The organism is Pseudovibrio sp. M1P-2-3, from assembly GCF_031501865.1.
Lineage (GTDB): Bacteria > Pseudomonadota > Alphaproteobacteria > Rhizobiales > Stappiaceae > Pseudovibrio > Pseudovibrio corallicola.
Genome location: NZ_JARRCW010000001.1, coordinates 2290519 through 2317167, shown reverse-complemented (window position 1 = coordinate 2317167; position 26649 = coordinate 2290519). Strand labels below are relative to the sequence as shown.

General features: G+C 47.1%; 31 protein-coding genes and 2 pseudogenes. 13 read left to right on the top strand and 20 right to left on the bottom strand.

Annotated elements, in window-relative coordinates; all coding sequences use genetic code 11:
- Positions 1-11: 11 nt before the first annotated feature.
- From P6574_RS10070 to P6574_RS10015, 12 genes are all read right to left on the bottom strand, one after another.
- A complete protein-coding gene (locus P6574_RS10070) occupies positions 12-536 on the bottom strand; it encodes a tyrosine-type recombinase/integrase (protein ID WP_310620153.1) in 525 nt (174 codons plus the stop codon).
- Between the two features lie 10 nt (positions 537-546).
- Positions 547-1035 carry a hypothetical protein gene (locus P6574_RS10065; RefSeq protein ID WP_310620152.1) on the bottom strand — a complete coding sequence of 163 codons (489 nt, stop codon included), beginning with the start codon at positions 1033-1035 and terminating at the stop codon, positions 547-549.
- 183 nt (positions 1036-1218) lie between these two features.
- Positions 1219-1479, bottom strand: a complete 261-nt coding sequence (locus P6574_RS10060) for a hypothetical protein (RefSeq protein WP_310620151.1) — start codon at positions 1477-1479, stop codon at positions 1219-1221.
- A gap of 123 nt (positions 1480-1602) precedes the next feature.
- On the bottom strand, positions 1603-1860 hold the full coding sequence (locus P6574_RS10055) for a hypothetical protein (RefSeq protein ID WP_310620150.1): 258 nt from the start codon (positions 1858-1860) through the stop codon (positions 1603-1605).
- Between the two features lie 22 nt (positions 1861-1882).
- Complete coding sequence (locus tag P6574_RS10050; protein ID WP_310620149.1) at positions 1883-2080, bottom strand: hypothetical protein; 198 nt, start codon at positions 2078-2080, stop codon at positions 1883-1885.
- 2 nt (positions 2081-2082) lie between these two features.
- Complete coding sequence (locus P6574_RS10045) at positions 2083-2271, bottom strand: hypothetical protein (RefSeq protein WP_310620148.1); 189 nt, start codon at positions 2269-2271, stop codon at positions 2083-2085.
- A complete protein-coding gene (locus P6574_RS10040; RefSeq protein WP_310620147.1) occupies positions 2268-2651 on the bottom strand; it encodes an HNH endonuclease signature motif containing protein in 384 nt (127 codons plus the stop codon). Before P6574_RS10040 ends, P6574_RS10045 begins: the two co-directional genes overlap by 4 nt.
- Complete coding sequence (bet, locus tag P6574_RS10035) at positions 2652-3572, bottom strand: phage recombination protein Bet (RefSeq protein WP_310620146.1); 921 nt, start codon at positions 3570-3572, stop codon at positions 2652-2654.
- Positions 3572-4507, bottom strand: a complete 936-nt coding sequence (locus P6574_RS10030; RefSeq protein ID WP_310620145.1) for a PD-(D/E)XK nuclease-like domain-containing protein — start codon at positions 4505-4507, stop codon at positions 3572-3574. The genes bet and P6574_RS10030 overlap by 1 nt, the downstream gene beginning before the upstream one ends.
- A gap of 173 nt (positions 4508-4680) precedes the next feature.
- Positions 4681-4944: a hypothetical protein gene (locus P6574_RS10025; RefSeq protein ID WP_310620144.1), complete on the bottom strand. Its 264-nt coding sequence runs from the start codon at positions 4942-4944 to the stop codon at positions 4681-4683.
- A gap of 60 nt (positions 4945-5004) precedes the next feature.
- Positions 5005-5196, bottom strand: a complete 192-nt coding sequence (locus tag P6574_RS10020; RefSeq protein WP_310620143.1) for a hypothetical protein — start codon at positions 5194-5196, stop codon at positions 5005-5007.
- Positions 5197-5406: 210 nt separating this feature from the next.
- The gene (locus P6574_RS10015; protein WP_310620142.1) at positions 5407-6396 is read right to left on the bottom strand and encodes an IS481 family transposase; all 990 of its coding nucleotides are present in this window, start codon (positions 6394-6396) and stop codon (positions 5407-5409) included.
- Positions 6397-6562: 166 nt separating this feature from the next.
- Here P6574_RS10015 and P6574_RS10010 point away from each other — a divergent pair, with 166 nt between their 5' ends.
- Both P6574_RS10010 and P6574_RS10005 read left to right on the top strand, forming a co-directional pair.
- A complete protein-coding gene (locus tag P6574_RS10010) occupies positions 6563-7018 on the top strand; it encodes a DNA cytosine methyltransferase (protein WP_310620141.1) in 456 nt (151 codons plus the stop codon).
- A gap of 438 nt (positions 7019-7456) precedes the next feature.
- Positions 7457-8059, top strand: coding sequence for a transcription termination/antitermination NusG family protein (locus P6574_RS10005; RefSeq protein WP_310620140.1), 603 nt, complete (start codon positions 7457-7459; stop codon positions 8057-8059).
- A gap of 769 nt (positions 8060-8828) precedes the next feature.
- Here the strand turns inward: P6574_RS10005 and P6574_RS10000 are convergent.
- Positions 8829-9506 carry a hypothetical protein gene (locus tag P6574_RS10000; RefSeq protein ID WP_310620139.1) on the bottom strand — a complete coding sequence of 226 codons (678 nt, stop codon included), beginning with the start codon at positions 9504-9506 and terminating at the stop codon, positions 8829-8831.
- 287 nt (positions 9507-9793) lie between these two features.
- On the opposite strand from P6574_RS10000, the gene P6574_RS09995 reads away from it, so the two are divergent.
- Positions 9794-10045, top strand: a complete 252-nt coding sequence (locus P6574_RS09995) for a hypothetical protein (RefSeq protein WP_310620138.1) — start codon at positions 9794-9796, stop codon at positions 10043-10045.
- Between the two features lie 62 nt (positions 10046-10107).
- Here P6574_RS09995 and P6574_RS09990 read toward each other — a convergent pair whose 3' ends face one another.
- The gene (locus P6574_RS09990; protein ID WP_310618894.1) at positions 10108-11043 is read right to left on the bottom strand and encodes an IS110 family RNA-guided transposase; all 936 of its coding nucleotides are present in this window, start codon (positions 11041-11043) and stop codon (positions 10108-10110) included.
- A 289-nt stretch (positions 11044-11332) separates the two neighbouring features.
- Here P6574_RS09990 and P6574_RS09985 point away from each other — a divergent pair, with 289 nt between their 5' ends.
- The 3 genes from P6574_RS09985 to P6574_RS09975 all read left to right on the top strand — a co-directional run bounded on the left by P6574_RS09985 (position 11333) and on the right by P6574_RS09975 (position 13356).
- A complete protein-coding gene (locus P6574_RS09985) occupies positions 11333-11710 on the top strand; it encodes a winged helix-turn-helix domain-containing protein (protein ID WP_310620137.1) in 378 nt (125 codons plus the stop codon).
- Positions 11682-12287 carry an IS630 family transposase gene (locus P6574_RS09980; RefSeq protein ID WP_310620136.1) on the top strand — a complete coding sequence of 202 codons (606 nt, stop codon included), beginning with the start codon at positions 11682-11684 and terminating at the stop codon, positions 12285-12287. The genes P6574_RS09985 and P6574_RS09980 overlap by 29 nt, the downstream gene beginning before the upstream one ends.
- Before the next feature lie 79 nt (positions 12288-12366).
- Positions 12367-13356 carry an IS481 family transposase gene (locus tag P6574_RS09975; RefSeq protein WP_310620135.1) on the top strand — a complete coding sequence of 330 codons (990 nt, stop codon included), beginning with the start codon at positions 12367-12369 and terminating at the stop codon, positions 13354-13356.
- 261 nt (positions 13357-13617) lie between these two features.
- Here P6574_RS09975 and P6574_RS09970 read toward each other — a convergent pair whose 3' ends face one another.
- On the bottom strand, positions 13618-13992 hold the full coding sequence (locus P6574_RS09970) for a hypothetical protein (protein WP_310620134.1): 375 nt from the start codon (positions 13990-13992) through the stop codon (positions 13618-13620).
- 179 nt (positions 13993-14171) lie between these two features.
- On the opposite strand from P6574_RS09970, the gene P6574_RS09965 reads away from it, so the two are divergent.
- From P6574_RS09965 to P6574_RS09955, 3 genes are all read left to right on the top strand, one after another.
- Positions 14172-14477: a hypothetical protein gene (locus P6574_RS09965; RefSeq protein ID WP_310620133.1), complete on the top strand. Its 306-nt coding sequence runs from the start codon at positions 14172-14174 to the stop codon at positions 14475-14477.
- A gap of 89 nt (positions 14478-14566) precedes the next feature.
- Positions 14567-15556, top strand: a complete 990-nt coding sequence (locus P6574_RS09960; protein WP_310620132.1) for an IS481 family transposase — start codon at positions 14567-14569, stop codon at positions 15554-15556.
- The gene (locus P6574_RS09955) at positions 15531-16139 is read left to right on the top strand and encodes an IS6 family transposase (protein ID WP_405048140.1); all 609 of its coding nucleotides are present in this window, start codon (positions 15531-15533) and stop codon (positions 16137-16139) included. The genes P6574_RS09960 and P6574_RS09955 overlap by 26 nt, the downstream gene beginning before the upstream one ends.
- A 312-nt stretch (positions 16140-16451) precedes the next feature.
- Here P6574_RS09955 and P6574_RS09950 read toward each other — a convergent pair whose 3' ends face one another.
- The 3 genes from P6574_RS09950 to P6574_RS09940 form a co-directional block, all read right to left on the bottom strand.
- The gene (locus P6574_RS09950; protein WP_310619544.1) at positions 16452-17480 is read right to left on the bottom strand and encodes an IS110 family RNA-guided transposase; all 1029 of its coding nucleotides are present in this window, start codon (positions 17478-17480) and stop codon (positions 16452-16454) included.
- A gap of 228 nt (positions 17481-17708) precedes the next feature.
- Entirely contained in the window at positions 17709-18440 is a 732-nt protein-coding gene (locus P6574_RS09945; RefSeq protein WP_310620131.1) for a hypothetical protein, read from the bottom strand.
- A gap of 97 nt (positions 18441-18537) precedes the next feature.
- Positions 18538-19899 (bottom strand): ATP-binding protein, encoded by a 1362-nt coding sequence (locus P6574_RS09940; protein ID WP_310620130.1) that lies wholly within the window; start codon positions 19897-19899, stop codon positions 18538-18540.
- Between the two features lie 874 nt (positions 19900-20773).
- On the opposite strand from P6574_RS09940, the gene P6574_RS09935 reads away from it, so the two are divergent.
- The 4 genes and pseudogenes from P6574_RS09935 (at position 20774) to P6574_RS09920 (ending at position 24936) form a co-directional block, all read left to right on the top strand.
- Complete coding sequence (locus P6574_RS09935; RefSeq protein ID WP_310620129.1) at positions 20774-22735, top strand: glycosyltransferase family 2 protein; 1962 nt, start codon at positions 20774-20776, stop codon at positions 22733-22735.
- A 12-nt stretch (positions 22736-22747) separates the two neighbouring features.
- Positions 22748-23440: a hypothetical protein gene (locus P6574_RS09930; RefSeq protein ID WP_310620128.1), complete on the top strand. Its 693-nt coding sequence runs from the start codon at positions 22748-22750 to the stop codon at positions 23438-23440.
- 1 nt (position 23441) lies between these two features.
- On the top strand, positions 23442-24128 hold the full coding sequence (locus tag P6574_RS09925; RefSeq protein WP_310620127.1) for an FkbM family methyltransferase: 687 nt from the start codon (positions 23442-23444) through the stop codon (positions 24126-24128).
- Positions 24129-24325: 197 nt separating this feature from the next.
- Positions 24326-24936: pseudogene (locus P6574_RS09920) on the top strand (IS6 family transposase).
- Positions 24937-25110: 174 nt separating this feature from the next.
- On the opposite strand, the gene P6574_RS09915 reads toward P6574_RS09920, so the two are convergent.
- The gene (locus P6574_RS09915) at positions 25111-25767 is read right to left on the bottom strand and encodes a Crp/Fnr family transcriptional regulator (RefSeq protein WP_310620126.1); all 657 of its coding nucleotides are present in this window, start codon (positions 25765-25767) and stop codon (positions 25111-25113) included.
- A gap of 122 nt (positions 25768-25889) precedes the next feature.
- Positions 25890-26647: pseudogene (locus tag P6574_RS09910) on the bottom strand (IS5 family transposase).
- Positions 26648-26649 lie beyond the last annotated feature (2 nt).

Below are 26649 nucleotides of genomic sequence, written 5' to 3'. Positions count from 1 at the left end.
CACTTTTGACACTATTTTTGACTTTTTTGTTCCTGTTCCATTCTCAAAATCACCCTATCTCCGAGCTTTTGAGACATGCTCAAATAGTGTTGCTCTAGTATCTTTTCTACGTCTTTTAGGGAGTGACCGGAGAGGGCGGCAATTTCTGGAACAGACGCGCCTGATTCGGCCCAGCGGGTTATAGCTGTGCCGCGTAAATCATTAAATGTAAGGCCGGTTAATCCAAGTTTTTTCTTTTCTCTACCCCAAGATGTCTGGAACCCATCTTGCGTCCACGGTTTCCCGTGAATGTTCGTTAGCACATGCGTGGACCGTATGTCGCTTTCACCCTGCTGCTGCTTGATGGACGTTAATAGGTCTTTAAGCTCTTGGGATTGGCGGATGCTAACTTTCTTTCCGGTCTTATTCTGTGTAATTTTAATGTGATCAGCTTCTACATTCGACCATAGAAGCTCAAGGAGGTCACTTTGGCGCTGACCTGTTTCAGTTGCCAATACCATAGCTGAAACAATTCGTGCGGAGGCCTTATCTTTCATGAGGTCAAGCTCAGATTGCGTCCATATATGAGACACTCGAGAGCCACTGTAGAGACGTCCGCCACCTGAACACGGATATCCCGTTGTCTTTTGCAACGTTAAATATACGCTTTAGAACAGACCATATTCGATCTGCTTTGCGTGGTGTGGCAGCGTATTGATCGCGCCAAGACTTAAATACTCCACGCGTCCTCTTATCTGAAAGGGCTGCAGTTGGAAAATCATCGAAGTCTTGTTCGATCATTTTAAAGACAGGGGCATAGTCTTTCTTTGTTCGCTCAGACAGTTTCTTATATTCAGAAGAGTTCTTATAGAGGTATAACAGCCCGCCTACGCAATCAGTCGGACGTCCCTTTCGGCTTTCATGGGCTTTATTGTAACTGGCAATGAACTCAGGCGACCCCGGCTCTCCCTTTAGCCTGAGGCCGCGCCGCCAAGCATAGTAATAGGTCTTCCCGTTTTGCCGTGTCTTGTAAACGCCTTTGAGTCTCACTCGCATTTTCTGCTCTCTAGCCATGCATCAAGAGGGTCTTCAGGACTTGCCTTCTTTTCAATACCCGACATTCTATCCAGCCGCAAATCAATGGATTTCTTGTCCCATCGCTGAGTTCCTTCAAGCGGAGGGGGCATCCTTCCCTTTTGTACCCAGTAGGCAAAGCCGCTCAGAGTTAAGCTACAATAGTCAGCAGCCTCTTGCTTTGATAGCAGCCTTTTCTCCACTTTCCTTCCCTCCCTCTCTCTGCATCCTCTTTAACAAAGCCGCTTTACTGTTTAGATAATCGTTATAATCTCTATAGCTGGCTTCTTTCTCCCACTCTGTTCCATTGAATATATACTCGCTAAACGGCCCATTTATTGAGGCTGTATTGATAGCGGTAAGTGTTGGCAGGCAAGTAATAGCTGAAACACTAACGACACCTTTCAAAAAGCGTCTTCTATTCATTCCTAACCTCCTGCTATTTGGATTGTTGGATTAGTTTGAAATACTGGGCAATCCAGCAAGAAACGGCGGGCTCGCATCAGCCACACTGTCAGGGTCAGGCCTCACTGAAAGCCACCTAATAACCTACTCAGGGGCGAGCCTTTGCGCCATTTGCAAGGGGATCATTTTTTTGCCTGTATCTACAAGCTCCCATTCATTTTCGCGAAGATCGAGGAAGAATGTGAATGGGTCAGTTTTTGAGTCGCCCGCTGCTTCGGCTGGAATATCTTCGTCAATCTGAGACAGGATCTTGTGCCCCGCCTCTAATGACTGGATTTTCCACCTTGCCAGATATACAAAGCCGTTTGCTTCATGATCTCCGACACCCAGTTCAAGATACATTTGCACCTCCTACAAATTGGCCTTATTGGGATTGTTGCTCTTGTGGGATTGAAAGGCGAATATTGAAACTGGTTCCATCCAGCTCAAAACCCCACTCTGCTACGGCTCCGGGACATGCAGAGTGAATAACCTTTAATCGATCTGCCGCCTCAACTACCTTTGAAGCAACTTCTTCGGCATCGTTGACAGACAGGCCGTGATCTTCATATTTGTCTTCCATTTTTACCCCCTGCCTGCTGATTGACTTGCCGCTCTACGAATGCTCATAAGTCTGCCTTGAGCCTCTGCTATGGACTTGTAAGCCTCTGATGAATATCCATTCACACCCCACCAGTGGATGCGGTGAAATAGGGTGCCTTTGTCATGGAAAGTCGTGATCTTGGCGCGGGGTAATGTTTGAGGTGTGGTCATGCCGCTTTTCCCTTCCTCTTCTGAAATCCTCTGGACTTAATCTTCCCTTTGGCCTCTCGTTTCTCTCCGCATTCACGCGCTAAGAGTTTGGCTCTAAAATCCGTTTGCTCTCGCACTAGCCGCTTAGTCTTTGCGCCCTCGAATTTATCAGCGCCGAGCTTACTGGCCTTGGTGCCGTTGGTTTTGACTTTGTGGCAGTCGGCATGAACTGCGCGTAAGTTGTCGTTGGTATCTGATCCGCCGCGACAAAGAGCCTGAGTGTGGTCAAATTCTACGCCGTTCAAATCTCCCAGAGGCTCATTGCATAGCGGGCAAAGTGCTTGCCTGATTGCTATTGCGAGCTTATCGGAGAGGTTAAGCTTGCGGCGGGTGAGGGGCATTTAGTTAGCCTCTATCTGGCTAATGCGAGCCTGTACGAGCTGCTCACAGAAGTCAGAGAAAGCGTCATTGCCAGCTTCACGAATGCTATCGTTGTGCTCTTGGAATATACCCGTTGCATCTGATTTGGTGAGGCAGATTGACAGTTCATCAGCAAGGAAATTTACGAGTTGAAGCTGACCCTCGTTACAGGTCGTCAGTGCATTTTGATCCATGAGCGCCAGAATAGAAGCGCCTTTACTTTCAGACTTCGCGGCACCTATTTCACCATCAATCACCTGCTGAGCCTGCGAAAAGCCTTCCTTCGCCCCTTCCAGTTGCGCTTGGGTTCGCTGCTCTAGCTGAACTTTAAGGTTGCTTTGCTTCGGCGTTTGAGCTTCATGGATCCGCTCTGCCTCGTCTTCCTCATAGATACCTGAGAAGCCGAAGGCATAACGAGCAGCTTGGATCATCGCCTTGTGGCGCAACATCCGGCGTGGCCATTTCCTCCAAGGCTCTGTGCCTTTGTCGCACTCTGCCAGATATTCAGATGCTGAAATTGGGCGCGAGCGGTCCTTGCGGTACATCCGGCAAGTAATAGAAGAGATGTTTCCTTTGTCGTCTTTGTCGTCTTCAAACTCCATGCCATCGAATTGAGGGTTGGAGTTAATGAGATTGGACCAGCCATCTATGGAGACAATGGGAGTAATGCCGCCGCCCTTTGCAGGGAAGGCATAAATTTCCTTCGTGAGCGGGTTCAGGTTGTATTCGTGAGCAACAAGAAGGAAGGCGGCAAACTCCTCTTGAGAAGGTGGACTGCTTCCCTTGCTTACTTTCATAACGGTAGCCCGCAAAGTCTTCTCAAAGGACGCGGGATCCATCATGAAACGACTTGCCATAATTTGAGTGATAGAGCGTTGCTCCAAAACTGCTACTTCTCCCATTACGCTGCCTCCAGGTGTTCAAAATCATCATTGGAAAGGTATTCTTCTGCCTTCTCGCGGTCCCATGAGGACATGCGCAGGAAGTGCGCCCCGTCATCAAAGGGTTGATGGCCTGCCCATGTGCCCGTATCTGGACCTTGGCGGATTTCACGAAGACCTTTTTCAACCATGCGCATTCCTAGATCGACGTCTGCCGGGTCCAGCTCAACTGCAGCGGAGTCGGACACTTCGTTTTTCAAGCCATAGACAAGAGAAAAGCTCTTGAAGGGCAGATCTAGGATTTGACAGACCTTTTTGATTGTGCCGGCTTGGATATGATAACCGCAGTCCCGAACTTGGTTAACTAAGAACCGCTCGGATAGATCAGCCGCTGTTTTGAAGTCAGAATACATGCCCTCTGACGGGATGCAGTCAGGGCGCATTCTCAGGTAAATTCCTGTTTCTGGGTCTTTAGCAACGATGGTGCGCTCTATTTCTCCGTCAAGAATTCCTGATTGAACGTAAGGGTTTGTTTTCAGCTCATCCGCAATAGATTTGATTGTTTCCAAGTCTTGAAGTGTCACGGGCGTTTTGCATTGCTCGTAGACTTGTACTTTCCATTCGCGAGCTTCTTTTTTACGGTAGCTATCCCAAACCTCAGGGCGAAGTGCATAGTTTGCAGAAAAGCTTTCATCTCCCAGAATGAGACAGTGAGCAGCTTTACCAAAGTTCAAAGCATCACTTGGCGGGTCAATCACATGATCAGGGTTGCAATACCAGCGGCCCCAAAATGCCTTGGGTGAACCTTTAAGCGGCCTAAAGATGCGCTTGAGAGCTGACTTGGAAACGCTAGGCCCTGCGAAGAGATTAGGGTCTTTGTGATAACGGTCGATAGGGACATCGGAATAAACCCCGCCTTTTGTGATCTGACTACCATCCCATTCAATAGAGTTCATACCGCTACCCCCGCTTTAGCCCTGTACTGTTTCGCTGCCCGTCTGTGGTAATTGATCTGTTTGAAATACTGCCCTGTGCGCTTTGCTGCCCGCTCCTAGTCCTTTGCAAGAGCAAGGTGGTTATGAGCTAGTTTGGTATAGTGTTTCTGCATGCCTTGCTCCTGAGAGGTGGGTTAGTTGGGCTTATTTAGAAACTGTCGTGCCTTCTCAAAAACAGCGTCCTCAGCAGGCCCGCAAAGACGTGCAATATCGGGTCGCGCAATGATTTGCATAAGTACGGCGCAAGTGCGCTCTTTCAGCTCATCTCGCTCAGCTCTTAGTTGCCCGATCACACCAGCGTCTTTAACAATCCGCTCAGTCGCGTACTTGCCTGCATCGTCAGGCACACCAAGATTGTCGAGTAAGTGTTCGGAATTGTAACGTGGCTCGTCTTCCATCACCCTAAGCCTCCACTGATCCGGTAGCGTCTGGTGGGTAAGACTTGTTCAGAATGTCTGCTATGTCCTGAAGGGGGTCTTTTGTTCCGACATAATGTCGCCAGCTATGAGGGCAGGAAACGACCAGCCGTAAGACCTTGTGCCGTCTTTGTTCTTTTTGGAGGCGGGAGTGTAGCGAATGGCAAACTCACCAACACCTGCGCGACCTTCATTATCGAAGGGTTCTACAGTAAATCGTTTATGCTCACTCATTCCGCTTCCTTTCCTTGTTACCCTTCGGCTCCGGTCGAAGGTTTCCCGCTATGCCCATCGAAACCCTGCTTACAGGGCTTAGAAAGGTGGTCAGCTGGTCTTGGGAGACGAGGGAGGGGACCAGCTGACCTTGGCTCTTGGGAGGTGCGCCTTATGCTGCCTTTTTAAGTGCCTCTGTTTCAGCTCTAAGCTTGACTTTCCGGGTGGTGGCTAATTGTTAAGTCCCGGGAGCAGATGGTGTGGTTGTTTTATAAATCTGTCCAGCTCTTGTGTCCATTGTCTGGTAATATAGTCGAAGGGTGTTAGGCCCCGAAGAGCCTTGAGGCGCTTGGCGAAGTTATAGGCCTGAATAAATGTGTCCAGATGGGCTCTTAGTTCGTTGTGTGTGCGGTAATAGTAGCGCCGAACGGTTGCTTCTTTAATGGTTCTGTTCATGCGCTCGACCTGGCCATTTGTCCACGGATGGGCTGGTTTGGTAAGCCGGTGGTCAATGTCATTTTGGGCACAAGCCAGAACAAATGCATGAGCACGAAACAACTGGACTGTTGTGAGCAAATGTTGAACCTCACTGGCGTTCCAGCTGTACCCTTTGGGGTCAGTGAACTGGGTGCCGTTATCGGTCAGCACGGTATGGATCTTGTAGGGAACCGCTTCAATAAGGGCCCGCAGAAAGGTACTGGCAATCCTTCTGGTGGCTTTTTCAAAGTGTTTGACAAAGGCGAACTTTGAGGTTCGGTCAATGGCAACGAACAAATAGAGCTTGCCTTCTTGCGTACGAACCTCAGCAATATCAAGATGAAAGTAACCAATTGGATAGGCTTTGAAGCGTTTCTTGTTCGCTTTCATATCCGGTGGTGGCAGGCGCGAAATCCCATGGCGCTGGAATAAGCGATGCAGGGACGAGCGGGTCAGACGCGGGATCGTTTCCTGCAGGGCGTAAAGGCAGTCATCGAGTGGCAATAAAGAGTGCTTGCGAAAAGCGACACACGCCGCTTCTTCTGCCACGCTCAGGACTGTGGAGCGGGGATTCTTCCGCCCCATAGGTTGATCTTCCACGCTATTGCGATGTTTCCACTTCATCACCGTTTTGGGATTGAAGTTATATCGGGTACTCAGCTCTTTGATTGTTGCATCCGATTTTTGGATGGCCGATCGAACCGCGTGAGTAGTCGTGGCGCTGCCGTGTAATACCTGTCCCATAGCCCCTCCTTACAAGATGGTGTCAACGATAAACTGATTCCATCTTCTCGCGGGACTAAACAACTACTACAACGAGATAGATCCTTTTGCGGCCCAATGGCTGCGCAACCTGATTTCAGAGCAATTAATTCCAGGCGGGGAAGTAGATGAGCGAGACATTAGAGACGTGGAGCCAGACAGACTTGGAAGATTTCATCAGTGCCTTTTCTTTGCGGGAATTGGAGGGTGGAGTTACGCCCTCCAGCTCGCAGGATGGCCGGAAGATAGACCTGTGTGGACCGGATCCTGTCCCTGTCAACCATTCTCAGTCGCAGGGAAAGGAGCACAAGACGAAAGGCACCTGTGGCCAGTCTTCTTTAGCCACATTAAAGAGTGCAACCCTCCAGTCATTTTTGGAGAGCAGGTTGCGAGCAAGGCAGGGCTTGAATGGCTCGACACTGTACAAGCTGACCTGGAAACAGAGGACTACGCAACAGGGGCGGCGGATTTGTGCGCTGCGAGCGTCAAAGCTCCCCACGTCCGACAGAGACTATACTGGTTGGGCCACTCCGACAGCCAGGGACTACAAGGACAGGGGCGACTTGTCGGGCGGCATGATCCGGAAGGATGGAAGGCTCAGTGACGACACTGTTCCGCGACAGATTTTTGGAGCGACGTTGATCGGGTCAATTGCTGGAGTAGAAAAATACGACCAATTAAATCCGGCTCATTCGGGGTGGTTAATGGGGTATCCGGAACAGTGGGACGCCTGCGCGGTTTTGGCAACGCCATAGTGCCTCAAGTAGCTGCAGAATTTATTCGTGCATTTGAGGAGGCTAGGGCAGCATGAAAGACACAGCTATAAACATAGATCCTATCGCTTTGGCAGACCGGCTATGCAAGCTTTCTTATGATCTCACAGAAGAGAACAGGCACACTGATGCATTCCTAGTAGAACTGGCGTCTGATGTGATTGCAGCGCAGGCAATGAAGTTTAGGGACTCAGTAAAATCCAACAGTAATTCAGTTAGTTAATTCACTTTTCGGCGCAATAGGAACTCAGCCAGCGGTGGGCAAAGACATGAGTACAGATATACTCAAAGATACCAATCGGGCAATGCAAAGGGATTACGCATTCTTAAAGGCTTTGATAGAGCGATCTACTCTCACTTGGGTAGTTGCGCAAACGAACCCGAATTGTGAGGAAAGGGCGGCGCTTAGCTTGAGTACAGCTGGGACAGTGTCTTACTTACCTATGATGCCGTACACCCGCAAAGTGCCCCGCGCAAAGAGACGCATAGACAACAGCAGGCCAATGTTTGTCCGTTATGTCTTTGTTGGGCTGGACCCAAGGGACGGAATAACAACAAGCCATTTGAGGGGCTGCGATGGCGTGGAAACATTCCTTGCGAGTAGGCGGGATATTGAGCCTCATGTGGTCTGCGTAAAGGAGATGATGAATATCGTAGATGCAGCTCATGACGCTCAGCTCAAGAATGAGAATATTCTAGGCAAGCACTTTGCCATTGGTGACAATGTGATGCTGGTTGCTGGTGCGTTTGGAACGGTTAAAGGGACAGTGCGGGACATTCGCGGCGGGGGTAAGTCGGTACGGGTTGACCTAAAAGACACAGGCTCAGTTAAATCGGCGGTTGTGCCAATTGACAGCTTAGCGCTTGCTTAATATAGTTTTGCTCAGGACGATCTTGCGGATCTCTAGTGCACGGGCTTGACTAAGTCGCCATACCAAACGTAGCGAACTAGACGTGGACCCAGTCAACACAAGACGCTGAAAAGCGGAGTTGGCGCGAAGGGTTTTTATTGCCGGAATTTAGATAGACCAACCTGCCGTGTGCCGTAGGCTCAAAGGCCACTCACTAAACTGGGGGGCTTTTGCTTATCTTGGGGAAGAGTTACCGTCTCTACTTAAGTCTAGGGTTACCTAGTATAATATCGCATGTATTTAGCTTTTAATTAAATTTTTAGTTGGGTTAGATATGCATAAAGAAAGAAAAAGAAGGCAAGGAAAATAGTAATATATTTATCGCCGAAATAATCGGGCTTTCAGTACTTCTAGGGTATGGTTCTGGTTCATGGTTTGTAGGGGGCGGCATCTTTCTACTCTTTATGATTTTGGTCCAATTTAAAGTGTTAGGAGTAATAATTTCCGTGGTATTTAGTGCCGGATATGCAAGTACAGTCTTTGTATTAATGGACGATTTTGAATCACTAGGGGCGCAAATAGTGCTCTCAATTGCAGCTTTTCTTATCTTTCTCGGTATTCATCTTTCTGCGATGGAGTGGTTTCAGAACGAATAACCAAGGGGCTTACACACTGTGTACGGGTGGCTTTTGCTTTTCTCAGAGGCCCTGCCTAGCATCCTCATCTAAGACCCTACCAAGGGCCGCTAGGGTTGATCTCCTAGCGGGGGTATTGAATTCGGTAGTAAAATTTAGCCATCTTCTGATTGCGCAAGACTGAATGTCAAAAAGCTATCCTTAGACTGTAATTTTAGCGGTGCCGGACTCTCCCCTACAGTCACAAAATTTGTGGTGGAGTTCATATTGTTCGTGTCTTCCGGTAAGGGAGCTGGTGTTGTCAGGTTAAGCATCCACATTAAACTTTGTGTGAACCCCATTCGTTGTACAATAGGTTCAGATTTTTCAAGTAAATACTCCTCCCAATTACTCTCGTCTTGTACTAGAAGAATTTGATCTACTCCATTCAGATAGTTTATGTAGTGAACGTCTGTGGTAACTTTAAAGCTCGCAGAGCCACTTGGGTGGTAGAGAAAATCTTCACCAGAGCGGTAAAATGACCATTCCAAGACATATGGGATTGCCTCGAAGTATTTATCTCCTACGCCTGGAGAGGTCTGTGGAATGGTTTGTGTTTGAGTAAGTAAGCGGCTTCCGTTTCTTTGAATTGTTTCTTCGGGCAACGCGCCTGAAGTGTCATAGTACACATCTACTGGGTAATTGAGAAAATTCACAAATCTCACGGTAATGGATAAAACTCTGTAACTGGTCATCTTGCGTCCTCTTGCTTTTGTCATAAGAGAGACGACACAAAGAGCGATAAGTGAGCGTGGTGGGGTATTTATGGTTCCTATTGGGTGAAGCTTGCCCATAGGAATTAGTTTCTTTGGTCTTTAATCGGAGCGCTTAAACCATTTCTTCTTAGGCACCTTGTACCCCTTAGGCGGTACATGAGTTATAGGCCCGTAGTCTGGAATTATCAGGCCGATCAGCAGACCTACAAGCCAGCTTATCAACTCAACAATGATAAAAAATGCTATTATAGCAAGCACTAGAAGTATTATTAAAAGCCACATGAAGCACCTCGCGTAACGTCATAAGCAAACTCTTCTCCAGAGCTGTTTGATATCCCCAGAATCTACTAAAACGAGAGAAAAACATGGACTCACTCATGGCTCTCTGGCTTGGCCTTTATGCATTCAATGTCAATTGCTGGTTACAGGTAATGAAGCAAATGGGAGTGGATCTGGGTGATTACCAAAAGCATTACACAGACAGTAAGGGCCGCAGGATCAAGCTACGCATTGCTAAGCCTGTTCCAGAAGGCCAGAGGCGAACAATAGAAGAGACACATAAGTACTGCGTTGAGAACTATAGAGAGACGCTGGATAGACTGGCAAAGGAGAGCTGATCTTGACCATTCTTCTATACATAGCCGCATTTATACTGTTCTGCTTAGAGTATCCGTCTTGGTCAAGCCGTTTTTGGTTGCCATTGCCGGTCCGCTTTTATGAGAGCGTTTGCCAGTTCGATTAGCTTACGCATGAGAGCTATTATGGCGATTTTGGGAGGCTTACCAGCCGCTCGCATCTGGTTGTATTTGGCTTTCAGGTCTGGATTATAACGGCTGGCAACAACGGCAGGCATGTAGAGTGCATCGCGTACCGGCTTGCGCCCTGCTTGAATAAAAGCAGCGCCCCGCCAGCGTCCTGACTGGCGGGTCATGGGGGCCAGCCCCGCCAGAGCAGCGGCCTGTTTACGGGATAATTGTCCAAGCTCTGGCATTTCAATCACCAGCGCCGCGACGGCGACCTGTCCCAGCCCGGGAATAGAGTGTAAAATCTTTGCTGCCCGCGCCCTTTGAGGGCTCTGCTCAATTTGCTTTTGAGTTTCGGCGTTAAGGGCCTCCAATTGCTTTCGCACGAGTTTCAGGCGTTGCTGTGTCTGTTTGCGAACCAGGTTCACCCGTTGTGTTTTCAACCGGTTCTCCAGTTGCGTGGCTTCTTTTACAAGAGCTTGACGTGCAACGCGTATCTCTTTGAGATGACATAGGCTTGCATCGACTGGCTTGTCTGGTTCCAACTGGAAATCCTGCCCCATTTGGGCCAGCAGGCGCGCATCAATCCGGTCCGTCTTCGCCCTCTTGCCTTTGGCCTGTGCAAACCGGCGTGCTTGCCATGGGTTAACTTTGCTCAGAGGATAGGAACCCGACAATGCCAACTCAAAAGCGCCGTGATAAGAACCTGTGGGTTCAAAAATAATTCGAGCGACAGGCAGGCCTTTCAGCCAGCTTTTTAACTGTCTGTACCCTGCAGCTGTATTGGTAAACTGCTTGCTCTGCTCATCCGGCAGGCAGTACACATCAAGATGGTCTTTCGAAATATCGACACCAATGGTAACCTCAGACATCTTCGCAAGTATCCTATGCTTGTCGTGCAGAGCTTTGGGCTGCTGCGTATCCGTTCAGGCCTGTTGCGAAGACGGTGGCCGATCATACTCTAAAACGGTCCCTTGTGACCTAGCGCGTCCCGATCCGACCACCGCCACTGCCCTCCCGACTCAATACGGTGGCCATTGGCCTATATTCGCAGAAGACACTAAAAAGCATAAGACAAGCGTGTCGATACAGATTGGGTTCAGGATTCCCTAAACCAGTAATTTGTGATTCCATGTCTTTGAGGTGAGACGGGAGCCAAGCATGGGAAAACCACATCCAATTGAATTGCGAGAACGTGTTGTGTGCATGGTCGCAGAGGGGCACAGTCATCGATCAACAGCGGCACATTTTCGTGTTTCTGTTAAATTTGTGAATGACATGGTCCGTCTAAAACGGGAGACAGGCTCTCTTCTGCCCAAACGACAAGGTAATCCCGGTCGCGGAAAATTGAGTGGAGTTAAGGGGTGGGTCCGGCAACGCTTACAGGAAAGAGGAGAGCTGACCCTTGATGAATTGGTTTTGGAGCTATTCGAGCAACACGCCATCAAGGTGCACCGTTCTTCTGTTGGTCGACTCTTGCACCGCCTCGGGCTAACACACAAAAAAACACTTGCTGGCCGCAGAGCAAAAGCGCGCTGATATCCGCCATGAGCGTCATGTCTGGATTGCTCGTCGCCAACCTTTTATGAAGAGCCATTTGCATAGGCTTGTGTTTATTGATGAAACCAGCCTTAAAACCAATATGGTCAAGACAACCGGTTGGGCACCTAAAGGCGAGCGACTTCTTGATCACGCCCCTTTTGGTAACTGGAATACGCAAACCTTTATCGCCGCCCTCAGGCATGACCGCCTAGAGGCGCCTTGGGTCATAAATGCGCCCATGAACCGTCAGCGATTTGAACGGTATGTGGAAACGCAATTAACCCCAACTTTGAAAAAAGGAGATGTCGTTGTTCTGGACAACCTATCCTCACACAAAAGCACGAATGCGGCAAAAGCTTTGCAGGCTGTTGGAGCTTGGTTTCTATTCCTTCCCGCTTATAGTCCAGACCTTAATCCCATCGAGATGGCATTTGCCAAACTTAAAACTCTTATTCGAAAAATTGCAGCCCGTAGCTATGACGATTTATGGAAAGCTGTCGGCCAAGTATGCGACCTATTCTCAGAACAGGAATGTTATAACTTCTTCAATGCAGCTGGATACAAATCCGATTAAAGGCGACACGCTCTAATTGTTAAGTCCCGCGAGGAGATGGAATCGGTTTAACATTGACTTCATCATTTCGGGAGGACTTATGGGACAGGTATTACACGGCAGCGCCACGACTACTCACGCGGTTCGATCAGCCATACAAAAATCGGATGCAACCATCAAAGAGTTGAGCCGGCGTTATAACATCAATCCCAAAACGGTGATGAAGTGGAAACATCGCAATAGCGTGGAAGATCAACCTATGGGGCGGAAGAATCCCCGCTCCACAGTCCTGAGCGTGGCAGAAGAGGCGGCGTGTGTCGCTTTTCGCAAGCACTCTTTATTGCCACTCGATGACTGCCTTTACGCCCTGCAGGAAACGATCCCGCGTCTGACCCGCTCGTCCCTGCATCGCTTATTCCAGCGCCATGGGATTTCGCGCCTGCCACCACCGGATATGAAAGCGAACAAGAAACGCTTCAAAGCCTATCCAATTGGTTACTTTCATCTTGATATTGCTGAGGTTCGTACGCAAGAAGGCAAGCTCTATTTGTTCGTTGCCATTGACCGAACCTCAAAGTTCGCCTTTGTCAAACTCTTTGAAAAAGCCACCAGAAGGATTGCCAGTACCTTTCTGCGGGCCCTTATTGAAGCGGTTCCCTACAAGATCCATACCGTGCTGACCGATAACGGCACCCAGTTCACTGACCCCAAAGGGTACAGCTGGAACGCCAGTGAGGTTCAACATTTGCTCACAACAGGCCAGTTGTTTCGTGCTCATGCATTTGTTCTGGCTTGTGCCCAAAATGACATTGACCACCGGCTTACCAAACCAGCCCATCCGTGGACAAATGGCCAGGTCGAGCGCATGAACAGAACCCTTAAAGAAGCAACCGTTCGGCGCTACTATTACCGCACACACAACGAACTAAGAGCCCATCTGGACACATTTATTCAGGCCTATAACTTCGCCAAGCGCCTCAAGGCTCTTCGGGGCCTAACACCCTTCGACTATATTACCAGACAATGGACACAAGAGCCGGACAGATTTATAAAACAACCACACCATCTGCTCGCGGGACTAAACATCTAGCAGGTCGCTGGTTCTATCTCTGCATAATGGCTGAAGCATTTACAGACACCCGCGCCCCCGGCGTACGCTCACCTATATCCTACGGTATTCAATATGGAGTGCTGTTATCTGCCGCTGGCGCTGCTTGCATATGGCTGGCTCTGTAGCATTCCATTCCATATGGTCACAGGTTAATAAAAACCATATTCCAACATAATCACTAGATTGGTGTGATTGAATAAGCCCCCAGATAAACTGAAGGCTCTATCCAAAACAAAGCCTCTACACGTCACCGCAGGTGGCAGTTCCTCCGATAATTTTTTCACCATTATGATCGACGATTTTGAACATGTAGTAGAATGGGTTTTGCTCGTCGCTTACCGTACCATCTGCTGTACACGTGTAAGAGGTTCCATCTTGAGCACATGCGCCTCTAAGGTTCTCGATGTACTCATGAGAGTAGGTAAGAAGAGCGCCGGATATATTAGCCGGTGAGGGGTCTTGTCCTACCTCAATTACCTGCACTTCAACGTGAACCTGCAAATCTTGTACTCCTTCTCCATAAGTGCAGTGTTTTTTTGAAAACGCCACTGCAAAAGAAGGAGAAGCAAGTGCGATGCAAGAGCAGCAGGTCAAGGCTCTAAGTAGGTGTTTCATAGGAACTCCGATTGATTGTTCTTGTGATTGCCAACAAGAAGCAGACGAGCCAAGAGTGCACCTGTGAACTGAGGGTGAAGTGGGGGTAAATAGAGGGTGATTAGAGCAACTAAAGGACCTGCCCGGTACGTTAAAAGGCCAGTAACACCTATGCTTGTTGTTAGAACAAAGGATACGCTATGCCTGCATTAAAGAAGGGAGAAGAGGAGAGTAAGAGATCAACTGCACTGGTGCCTGTAGAGGATGTAGAAGGTAAGACACTCTCTAAGCCCAAAAAAAAGAACGGCAGGCCAACAATCTTCACGCCTGATTTAGCAGATACGATATGCGATCACTTGATAAATGGGATGAGCTTAAGGCAAATAGCTGCGATAAAGGGAATGCCTCAAGTCGGGACTAAACATTTAGAGCACATCGCGTTCTTTCGCATTCACGCTGTGCACTCTAACATATTTACTTTGAGCGAATTCTTGTCGTTTGATTGAACCCAATCAAACGGAACGCACTCTAAGTGTTTAGTCCCGCGAGAAGATGGAATCAGTTTATCGTTGACACCATCTTGTAAGGAGGGGCTATGGGACAGGTATTACACGGCAGCGCCACGACTACTCACGCGGTTCGATCGGCCATCCAAAAATCGGATGCAACAATCAAAGAGCTGAGTACCCGATATAACATCAATCCCAAAACGGTTATGAAGTGGAAAAAACGTAGCAGCGTAGAAGATCAACCTATGGGCCGGAAAAATCCTCGCTCTACCGTTCTTACTGTGGCTGAAGAGGCTGCGTGTATTGCTTTTCGCAAGCACTCTTTACTCGCGCTGGATGACTGCCTTTATGCTCTGCAGGAAACGATCCCGAAGTTGACCCGCTCATCCCTCCACCGTCTATTCCAGCGCCACGGGATTTCGCGTCTGCCAGCCCCAGATAAGAACAAGACCAAAAAACCTTTCAAAGCCTATCCGATCGGTTACTTTCACATCGATATCGCGGAGGTGCGAACTGCGGAAGGCAAGCTTTATTTGTTCGTTGCCATTGATAGAACGTCGAAGTTTGCCTTTGTGGAACTGCATGAGAAAGCCACCAGAAGGATTGCTGGCAACTTTCTTCGCAACCTCATCATGACTGTACCTTATAAAGTCCACACCGTGCTGACTGACAACGGGACCCATTTCACCGATCCCAAAGGCGACAGTTGGAATGCTCAGGACGTGAAGCGTATGCTCGCGACCGGTCAGCGGTTTCGATGCCATGCTTTTGTTCTGGCCTGCGCTCAAAATGATATTGACCACCGGCTAACGAAACCGGCCCATCCCTGGACCAACGGTCAGGTCGAACGTATGAACCGCACCATCAAAGAGGCCACGGTTCGACGCTATTATTACCAGACACACAACCTGCTGCGCACTCATCTGGAAACGTTCATACAGGCTTATAACTTCGCCAAACGCCTCAAGGCTCTCAAAGGACAAACACCCTTTGAATACATTACCAAACAATGGACAAACGAGCCGGACAGGTTCATAAAACAGCCTAACCATCTCCTCGCGGGACTTAACATCTAAGGAGGAGCGGAGTGTTGATCTTGACCACGCCACCCTCAATCGTTGGGTTGTGAAGTATTCACCGCTGATTGCAAAAGAAGCCAGAAAGCAAAAGCATAATGTGGAAACCTCATGGCGCATGGACGAGACTTACATAAAGGTAAAAGGTGTATGGGTTTACTTATATCGCGCCCTTGATAAACACGGCAAAACCGTTGACTTTATGCTTTCAAAGATCCGTGATGAAGAGGCAGCGACGCTCTTCTTTGAGAAAGCCATTGGCAATAATGCATTGCCGGAAAAGGTGGTGATGGACAAGTGCGGAGCTAACAGGGCTGGGCTCAACAACATCAACCTATATTTGTTGCTCGTCGGTTGCTGGTTGTCATTCATCGCCATCCTACAGGTCAAATACCTTAACAATATCATTGAGCAAGACCACCGGTCTGTTAAGCGCCTGACCAGAGCAATGATGGGTTTCAAAGCCTTCCATTCTGCCGAAGCTACACTTGAGGGAATTGAAACTGCTCATATGATCAGAAAAGTCCAGATCGGACAGCAGGACATTCCAGCCTATCGTCAGTTCATGGCACTCGCCGGATAATTCTGTCTAGACCATAGATTGAATCTGTGTTCACACAAAATTTGCGACATGTATGGATGCCTTAGTCAATGCGAGAGTTACTCAGACGTAAAAACCATGGGATCAAGTGCGCACGTGTATCAGGCCTTTTTGCAAGATTTTGTCCTCGCGGGCCGTTATGGATAAGCGCCGATCAGGTCCAATATCATAACCACGAGCTCAAAGCTCCGTGTCGCAAACTGGTTTTCCTGATCCGATCTTAGTGATCCTGGGTCCTTAACTGTCAGATGTCCCTTGCAATCCCTCCCGGCTTACCGACGAGACAAGCCACGTTCACACAGCCATGCTTGCCGGATCTCGATAGGTTTCTCCCTTTGTTATCATTGCCCATACTGTTCGCGCCATTTTATTTGCCAGCGCCACAGCGGCCACCAGAGGAGCTTTTCTTGCCAGCAAGGCCTCAAGCCACGGATGCCGGGGCGCGCCTTTTTTGCGGGCCCACCAAATAACTGTTGTCGCGCCAATAATCAGCAGCCTGCGAATATCACGCTGGCCGGCTTTAGACGTCTTCCCAAGCCGCGTTTTGCCCCCCGTTGAGTGCTGCTTGGGAACCAGGCCCAGCCAAGCGGCGAAATCCCGCCCGCGCTTGAACGTGGCCATTGCGGGGGCAAAAGCCTCTATCGCTATCGCGGTGATTGGGCCGAGCCCGGGAATGGTTTGCAGAATTTTTGCCGTACCACTGTTTCTGGCCAATGTCTGAAGTTTTTTCTCAAGCACCTTAATCTTTTGCGTATGCTCGCCAATCTGTTCAAAGTACAACCTCGCCATTTCATGAACAATCTCAGGAAGATGTCCCCCATCCGCTTCAAGACGCTGCCTCAGCTTCTCAACATGGACCGCGCCATGAGGGACGACCAGTCCATGTTCGGCCAAATGCGCCCGCAGCGCGTTAATCATTTGGGTTCGCTGGCGCACCAGAATCTCACGGGTGCGGAACACCATCGAACGGGCCTGTTGAAGTTCGCTTTTGACCTCCACAAAGCGCATGGTGGGACGGGCGGCGGCTTCGGCAATGGCAAAAGCATCGTTGGCGTCGTTTTTCTGGCGCTTAACAAAGGGTTTGACGTAAATCGGCGCAATCAAGCGAACCTCGTGCCCCAGCTTTCCCACCTCTCTTCCCCAATAATGGGAACTCGCACAAGCCTCCATTGCGACAAGACAAGTTGGCAGCTTACCCAAAGCCTTCAAAAAACCCGCACGAGAAACCTTCTTTGAAAACACGACATGTCCGTCTGCAGCGGCTCCATGCAGTTGAAAAACGTTCTTTGATAAATCAACTCCAACAACGGCAAGGTTCTTCATGGTTGCGTCCCTCTTTTTCCAAAAGCTACACTCTGCTCAGTATTGCAGAAATGCGCCGGGAGAGGCATCCATTCCATCACTACCCACCAAACGAACGCATAGTGCTCTGGACTACCGCCCTCCAGTTCCGGAAGTCATTATTCCGATAGACCAAAGGCCAACCATGCACTAGCTTTCAAAGCGGACCACTCAAACGGGGCTGCTCAAATCTCCCTATACTCTAAACGGTTATGTCGAGATAAAAAGATTATTTTTCTGGTATCCGATGTTCGCCTCAACTTCCCAAGGAATGTGAGCATTCATGACGCCCATTTCGCTATCCGTAAACGGTTCGGGATTGACGTATTTCTCAAGATACTTGTTTTCGGTCTTGTATTCCGGCGCAGTAGAACTGTGAAAAAGGCTCGGAAAATTGTCGATAATTTCCTGAATAATTTGAGTTGGTCTCAGTAATAGTTCTTCATATGTCAAAAACACGGCGCTATCCACATGATCAATGAGGCCTTCCCAATTCTTGATCTTGTGACGGCGCAGCTCGAAGATGGTAGTCGCTTCACCAGTTTTGGGGTGAACATCTGGAATCAGATTGCCATGAACATTCTTTCCGGTAAGCAACAGATTTGGCAAGTCTTCGATCCGCTTACCTTCAAGGTCATCCCGAAAATGGTATGGCTTGACCATGGTTGAACGAATCCAAGTATAAGGGTTTTTATAAATAACCAAAAAGAGCGCTTCTTTTTGATCATTGGCAAGCTTTTCCTGTCTCGCGTAATAGTGTTTGTAACCGAACCGCCTAGTGGTGTTATTCGGTTTATTCTTAGAGCCGTAGGAACCTAGGAAGTTTAGAGGCTCTTTCATGCTCTCTTGCACCAACCTGCGCAAGTGGTTAGTGCCGCTGTTGCGCTCGCCAAAAATTTGAATGTAACTGAGGTTTCTACCTGCTTTCTTGTGTGTCCGCATTGGTTCTCGTCCTGAAGCTTTTATGTAAATTTGTAATAGGTGATTACAGCACTTCATTTCGGGGCATAACCCCAATTATTTGCCCCCGCTAAATACCCTAACTGGGGCAAGAAAGAGCATCTACAGCCGCCAGAATCTCGTCATAGCTTGAGACCATGATGTCGTGATTCTCACGTACTTTCTGTCTCTTGTTGGAGTTTTGCAAAATTTCATCTTTTAGGTGGATGCGCCCTCGTTCCTTCATGCGCGACAGATGCATTTCTTGAGGGATGTCGATTAGCAGATGTGTGAAGATGATTGGGAGGCGGGCTTCTAGCCAAGTATATATAGACGGCTTATTCCGCGAAGTGGGAAATGGCAGTGCCCCGCAGGTAGCCACCACAATCTTATTGTCTGGAGCGGTTAGCGTTTCGGTGATCATCCCGTGCGCCTGCTGCAGGAGATAACCGATGTTTCGTTGAGCTTTGACGCTGACCTTAAGCACAAGATCCATCAGATCTTGGTAGCCCTGTTGCGTGACATTCGGGACAATAGCTCGGACTTGGTTCTTCTCCAGCGCTGGAGGATAGTCGTCCCAATAACGGCAATCGTCCATCTCTAAACTGATTATCCCATCTCGCTCTTTCTGCAACCGCTTGATGGCATAGGTCTTCCCTACTGCAGATGACCCGTGCAAGATCACGAAGGTCAGCCTGTCCGAAGCTGGCAGGAAGTAATTGTTCTTTTCATATCCAATAGAAGCCTCAGTATTCCAATGGATGTTTTCATTTAGGACGCGAATTTCCTGCGGCGAGAACACCTCAGGCTTTGAGTATTGCCGGAGAAGCGCCCGTGGAGGGACACGCTCTTGATTCAATTTCGGCACAAAGCCCGTTCGATAGTTTTGTGAGAGCGCCTGCATCATCGAGGACGGATCACTCAATAGCGTCTCCATATTTATGAATACAATATTTTCAACATAGTTTTTCAGGTTTTCAAAACTCTCAATCTTCAGACGCCTTAACTCAAACAGATCAACCTTTTCTCCGGTATTTGGATGAAATTCGTTCAAGGTGTCCTTCCCATTTATGTGGCCAGCAAGTTTAAGTCCAGGTAGTTCTTCGACGCTGCGCCCGGAGATTGACTGAGACAGGGCGTACGGCTTCTCCATCATGGAGCGGAACCAAGTATACGGATTTCGATAGATGACAACAAACAGTGTTTCGTTGCTGCGAGGATCTTTGAACTTCTCCTGATTAATAAACCAGTGCTTGTATCCAAATATTTTTGTACCCAAGGGCGTCGCGTCGCTCGCCCTCGTACCTAGGAAATTTCGAGGCTCCTTCATGTTATCCTTTAAAATATCACTTAAAAAGGAAGTTCCGCTGTTTCGTTCACCATAGATCTGGACGTAGCGGATTGAAGGGTCGTTCGCTTTGTGTATCCGAAGACCACTTTCAATGAATATCTTGGATTGCATTGCTTTTGGGGTCGATGCCTTTGAAATACTATTGAGTGAAATACTATTGAGTTTTTGATAAATATTAAACCTATCTGGTTATACATTATTAAAATATTTGATTGATGTTGGAGTAACTTTATAGGTGAGTTATTAGGGAATCAAGTCAATATACCTCTAAATATATTTAAGTATATTTAAAATCTATATAGAATAACTTAAAGGTTGAGTTTTATTGTGTTTATGCTAATTAATATAAAGTATAGGATTAGGTATTCCTTCCCATATAATTGATTAACTCATAAGTAACTGACTGTTATAGGACCTTGGATATGTTTACGCACATGAATGAGTAGGGTTGGGTTGGCACTCTGTAAGCGCTTGCCGTTGACGACGAAGACATTTCTATAGCTCTAGACTAATGCCCTTCGGCTAAAGAGGTTCTCATTTCGGAGGCCCAAAGGCAAAGTATGCACTGATTTTCAAGTTGGTCCAACAGATAGGGACTGCCAACTTTTTTGGGTATGGCGGCATTTTATCCAAAGATACGAAACAGCCCCCAGCAAACTATGCGGATGGCCCACAAAACTATATCTGAGCCTAGGTGGATGCAATTCGGTCTTAAAAAGACGCCTTCGCAGGTCTGGTTACTCCCAGGGACCAAATTTAGTCGGGATCTATAGACTTACTATGAAAGTAGGGTCTGACAATGTCGGGGTATCATTTGAACAGCGTTTTATGAAAAGATTAAAGGTCAAGTGAATTGAGGTCATTATCTATGAGCCCGCGATGAGGGAGGCTGGCTTTTGTGGGGCTAGAGTTATTCAAGGTATCACAGACTTCAAGCAGAAAGCCGATGTTATTATTACCAGTCGTAAATCAGGTGAACTAGAAGATGTTGAAAGAAGATATCAAAACTGACGTAAGTAGACTGAGCACGCCTTGGAAAGTATCGTACTCGCCAATCAGATCAGATCAAAAGTCGACAAACGCTCATTTTGTGAGCCAACATGACACAGATAACTCTATTCACCTAGACCTTTCGGAAGAAGTTAAATGGCTGCGTTTAGAATATGAAATTGACGAAAGTCTCTTAGCAAAAGGAGCGCTTGAATTTCACTTTGAATATAGAGCCTTAGCTCCAGCAGCAGGTAACGGTCCCAGTTTAAAAATACTTGAATATAAGAGCGGCATTGGAAAGACATTTTGCAAAGTCTGCGCCTCCATAGCTAGATCAGGAAAAGCTAGAAAACTCTCCAAACATATAGAACTGCCACACCCTCCGGCTGCAGAGGCGGAGTATCGACTTGCGTTTGAGTTCCAAAGGCCAGTTAAGTTCTGGCTAGATAGTTTTAATATAGAAAGTAATATTAATCCTATTATTCCATCTACTGAAGTGGAAGAGACTGATTACACAGGAAATATACCCTATAGAAATTTGAATTATCAAGTCTCTGAAACTTTACGGTCCTTAAACGATGATATGGACGCTCAGTTGAGAAAGGATCCCAGCGCATGGGTTGGGAAAATGATCAGAGTAGCATTGCTACTAGAAGACTACGAGACAGCGCAAGGTTTATCAAAGTACTTCCTCCAAAGCTTTGGAACGAATGCGGCCGCTCTAAAACTCTTTCAAAACTACCTTTTGAGATCATATGTTGGTACAGGGAGTTTCCAAGAAGCACTGGATCTCATACGATATCTAGCGATGTACACAGAGCTCTCTGAAGAGACCTTTCAGCTTGCTCGCATTTTGGAACCACCAGAGCCTGAACTTCATAAATCCGACTATATTCTCCCTTCCGGAAAAGCTGATATATTCAATCTCTCGAGAAGCCTCGAAAAGAAAAAGCTGATTTCATTTAGAGAAATGCTTGAAGCAACTCCCAAAAACTACAATGCATTTTTACTATGGGCAAACTACTACTTGGATATAAAAGAAGATAGCTACATCAGATATATAAACTGCTTTTTCGAGAGTTTTAAATGTCCATATCAACTATGCTTTGGAAGCTATTCTGAAAATGTACTCAAGAGGATTACATTTTCTCCGATTAAGCCCATTGAGCAGAGGAAAGACGGTCCACTTGTCAGCATTATAATTGCAACTTACAATGCTGAATCAACTATTGATTATGCAATAAAATCAATTATCAATCAAAATTATAGTAATTATGAAATATTAATTTGCGATGACTGCAGCACTGACGCCACCCAAGGCATTATAAGCAATTACAAAGATCTGCCAAACGTCAGAGTTTTTGCTAGTGATGTGAATCAGGGGCCATATAATATTCGAAATGAAATGATTAAAAATGCGGTAGGTGATTTTATAACATTTCATGATGCAGATGATATGGCGCTCCCCCATCGGATCACAAGCCAAGTTTCAAAGATGATTGAGCAACAAGCTGAAGTCTCTCTGGCTAGTTGGGTAAGAATAAAACGAAACGGGTATCTGGTTGCTTTCAAAGATGGTGCTTATCTTCGTGATTGCCTGAACAGTATAATGTTTTCAAGAGAGGTATTTGAGGAGCACGGACCCTATCGGGAAGTGCTTTGCGGGGCCGATTCAGAGTTCTATGAGAAATTACGCGGCGCACTTCACCCGGACCAAATAGTTAAACTTAAAGAACCACTTGTTTTGGGTCTTTGGGGGGACAGCTCCTTAACTAGGACATCCGGCATTGAAGCCGATGAAATTGGATTCCGTGCTAAAGCGAGAAGGGAGTATTCGGCAATTGCTGGAAGGCAGAGGATCTTGGGGTCAGAGATTATTCCGGAAGAAAAAGTAATTGAAGCAATCAAAAGCGCTAATATTTACCGTGAACATCAATTGATTACCGAAGTTATTTAGGACTATTTAGTTATGATCATTGCAAATATTGCCACATATCCTGCTCGTGAGGGAAATCGACGCAAGGCCTTAGATTCAATTACTCCTCAAGTTGACACTCTTAATATTGCTCTAAATGGATATAGTGAGGTCCCCCAAGACTTGGAGTCTCTCGAAAAGGCGAACTTCTTGTTCCCTGAAAAAGATCTCAAAGATGTCGGAAAGTTTGCCTTTGATGTCCAAGACAATGATGATGTATTCTTGTGTGATGATGATATCATTTACCCAGAAAATTATACCGAACGCCTTCTGTCCTTGAACGATGAAATCGCCATCGAGAACGTAATCATCGGTCTTCATGGCGTAACATACTCCGATTACTACGACGGAGTAAAAAGAAGCGGCCGATTGGTAAGGGTCTTTCATCATAGTCTAGAGAGTAATGAGCGGGTAAATCAACTGGGTACAGGTACTGTGTACGCTAAAGGCAAGCAGCTCCCTTCTCTAGAGTTTATGCTTGGTTCTAGTGGTTATGTAGACATCAGATTTGCTCGCCATGCTTATACGAGGAATTACCCGATGATCTGTATAAAACGTGAAGCAAACTGGCTTGCGGAAGTGAAAAACAAAGATGCTTTGTATCTATCTGTCACGAACCAGCTTCCCAATGAAGCGTTGAGGGAAGTTCAAGAGTTCTGCGGTCTCGGTAAACTGGTTAGGACGTGAAATGGAGGGTGAAAACCGAAGAAAATACTATGAGACCAAAGTTTCATATGCCGGCCAGCGCGCTGTCCTAGCGGACACCGACCCTGAAGATCACATATTCAGGACCGTATCAAAGTCAAAACAGTTTTATGAGAGAGATTTATTAAACTACATCTATCATTCGGCAATGCCCGACTGGATATTTGTAGACATTGGTGCTCATATTGGAAACCATAGTATTTTTTTTGGTTCTATATTAGGCTTAAAAGGCTATGCCTTCGAAGCGAATTCAGAAACTTTTACGACCCTAAAGCACAATATAGAGAAGAACAGTCTTATTAACAGAATCGAGTTCTACAACAAGTCTGTGGGAAGTAAAAATGGATCAGGCTCTATTATTAAACCGAAAAAAGAGCATAACTCTGGCATGAGTAAATTTTGTGAAACATCCCAGGGGGAGGTTACGATGGTTGCTCTGGACTCTCTTCAGTTGCCTAAATTAGATTTACTTAAAATCGATGTTGAAGGTTTTGAGATGAATTGCCTCCTTGGTGCCACCTCCACCTTGGTACGGACTAGTCCCTTACTTGTTTTAGAGATAATTCAGAGTGACGATTTTTTTGAAATTCGAGACTGGTTGCAACCCTATGGTTATCGACCAGTCAAACGATTTAACTATACTCCAACATATGTTTTCTCGCCAACTTGAGCTCCTAAGGGTCGGAACATAGAGTTAGGGTAATGATGGAATGGATGCCTCTCCCGACGCATTTCTGCAATACAGAGCAGAGTGTAGCTTTTGAAAAAAGAGGGACGCAATCATGAAGAACCTTGCCGTTGTTGGAGTTTATTTATCGGTGATGTCACGTTAACTCTCGGGCTAGATTGATAGGGTAGCAGAAGCGTATGACCTCAGCTCCGATCAGTTACAAGCGCCATCGTTTTCCACCCGAGATTCACATTGTTTGCCTCTATCACCGCTTTTCGCTCAGCCTGCGCGAGGTGGAAGAAATGCTGCTGGAACGGGGTATTGTGGTTTCGTATGAAACCATCCGGCGCTGGGGAATTAAGTTTGGCCCAGCTTATGGTCGTCAGTTGAGCTGGAAAAAGGCCAGCAACGATGATGTCTGGTATCTGGATGGGGTTGTGATCAAAAATCAGGGGCAGCGATATTACTTGTGGCGGACAGTTGACCAAGAGGGCTATGTGCTCAACGAAATCCTTCAAAACGGCGCAATACCAAAGCGGCAAAACGCAAAGTGATGCCAACTGTCGAGCACCGCAGCCACAAGGGTCTCAACAATCGCGCAGAGAACTCGCATTTGCCCTTGCGAAAACGAGAGCGAGCCATGCAAAAGTTCAAGTCGCCGGGCCAGCTTCAAAAATTTCTGGCAGTCTTCTCCGGCCTGCGTAATCTCTTCGTTCCACCTCACCATCAACGGTCCGCAATCGACATTCACCTCCACCGCATCAACGCTTTCTCACAATGGAAACGGGCAGCTATCCTTCACGCTTGAAATCCGCATGGCGAAAGCTCTTGCAGCCAAATTCAGGTTAAGTTGATGGCACCCTTTTGACCCATACTCACCACATTTCGCAGCATCTACTGACTCCCTCATCAAAAAAAATCTACCTGAAAAGTTTTTATATGCGTCAAAAAACCTGATGCTGCCACTGTAGCGGTGCTGTATTTAGGAAAGCCCCTTAACAAATCCTGTTAAATTGCAAACATTACAAACGTTTTTAATATAAATAGTACTGCGAGAGTCGATCTCAATAAAACCCTCTCGCTGCATCTTTGACAGGGATCGACTAACAGTCTCAATTGTTAGCCCCAAATAGTCAGCAATTTCTTGTCGGGTCATATTAAGTTGCACTGTCTTGTCATCCATACACTTAGAAGGGTCAGGCCCAATACACTCAGCGCCCCCTCTATTCGGCACTAACTCCATAAGGAAAGAGGAGACGCGCTCGAATGATGTTTTACAGCCCAGCCTTACAATATGATCTTGCAAGCGTTGCATCTGTAAAACCAAACGGCGGTTTATGTAGTTCTGCAAAGGGGCAGAGGAGTCAATAGTTTGCCGATCATATACTTTCAGTGTGACGTCACTTAAGGTTTCTACTGTGCAATCAAGCAAATTGCCCGCATAAAATCCAACTATATCTCCAGTGCTTGCTACATAGATAATCTGCCGCCTCCCGTCAGGCAGCAGCTTGTAAAGCATTACAACACCAGATGAAATTTCATAGATATGATCTGAATGATCTCCCTCATGAAAAAGTACTTTATGGGGCTCGAGAACTCGGTTATGCGTCGCCCTATTTTCATAGATTATTTGATTCATGAAGGGTCTCTAATCTTATTAATTGTATGCCGTTAATTCCATTAATTTTGATATAAGTCAATTTTCAATGAAGCAATACTACGTTTGATATTGTTTATAAAAAATAGGACTAGGGTCCAGACTCATAACCAGTAACAGATAGCGGCGACTAGACTGAGCGCGGAAAGAAAGTTCTTTGCGCTTCGATCATATCTAGTTGCGATCCTGCGGAAATCCTTGATCCTACAAAACATCCGTTCAATGGCATTGCGATCCTTGTAAAGGGTTGGTGAAAAGCAGTTTTTCCACTTTCGATTGGCTTTTGGCGGGATGTTGGGTACAGCGCCTTGTTCTTCGATTTACTTGCGTAAAGCATCACTGTCATAGGCTTTATCAGCGTGTAGCATACGGCACTCAGGCAGTTTTTCCAACAACAGCTTTGCCGCAAAGCAGTCAGCCACTTGGCCGCCTGTCAGTAGAAACCTGAGGGGGCGGCATGCTGCATCCGTTAAAGCATGGATTTTTGTTGTCCGGCCACCGCGTGAACGGCCTATGGCCTGAGTTTTCGCCCCCCTTTACCGCCTGAAGAACAGCGGTGTGCTTTCACTGCTGTGCTATCGATCATGATATGGGCGGGAGGTCCGTCTGCCGCTGCTAAAGCCGTAAACAGTGATTCCCACACGCCTTTCGCCGCCCAACGAACAAACCTGTTATAGAGCGTCTTTCTGGGGCCATAAATTTCAGGAGCATCAACCCAACGACATCCGGATTTGAGAACATGAATAATACCACTGATTACGCGGCGATCATCCACCCGAGCTTTACCCCGTGTGTTGGTAGGAAGGTATGGTTTTATTTGATCAAACTGGTCTTGTGAAAGCCAAAAATGGGAACACGGCATTA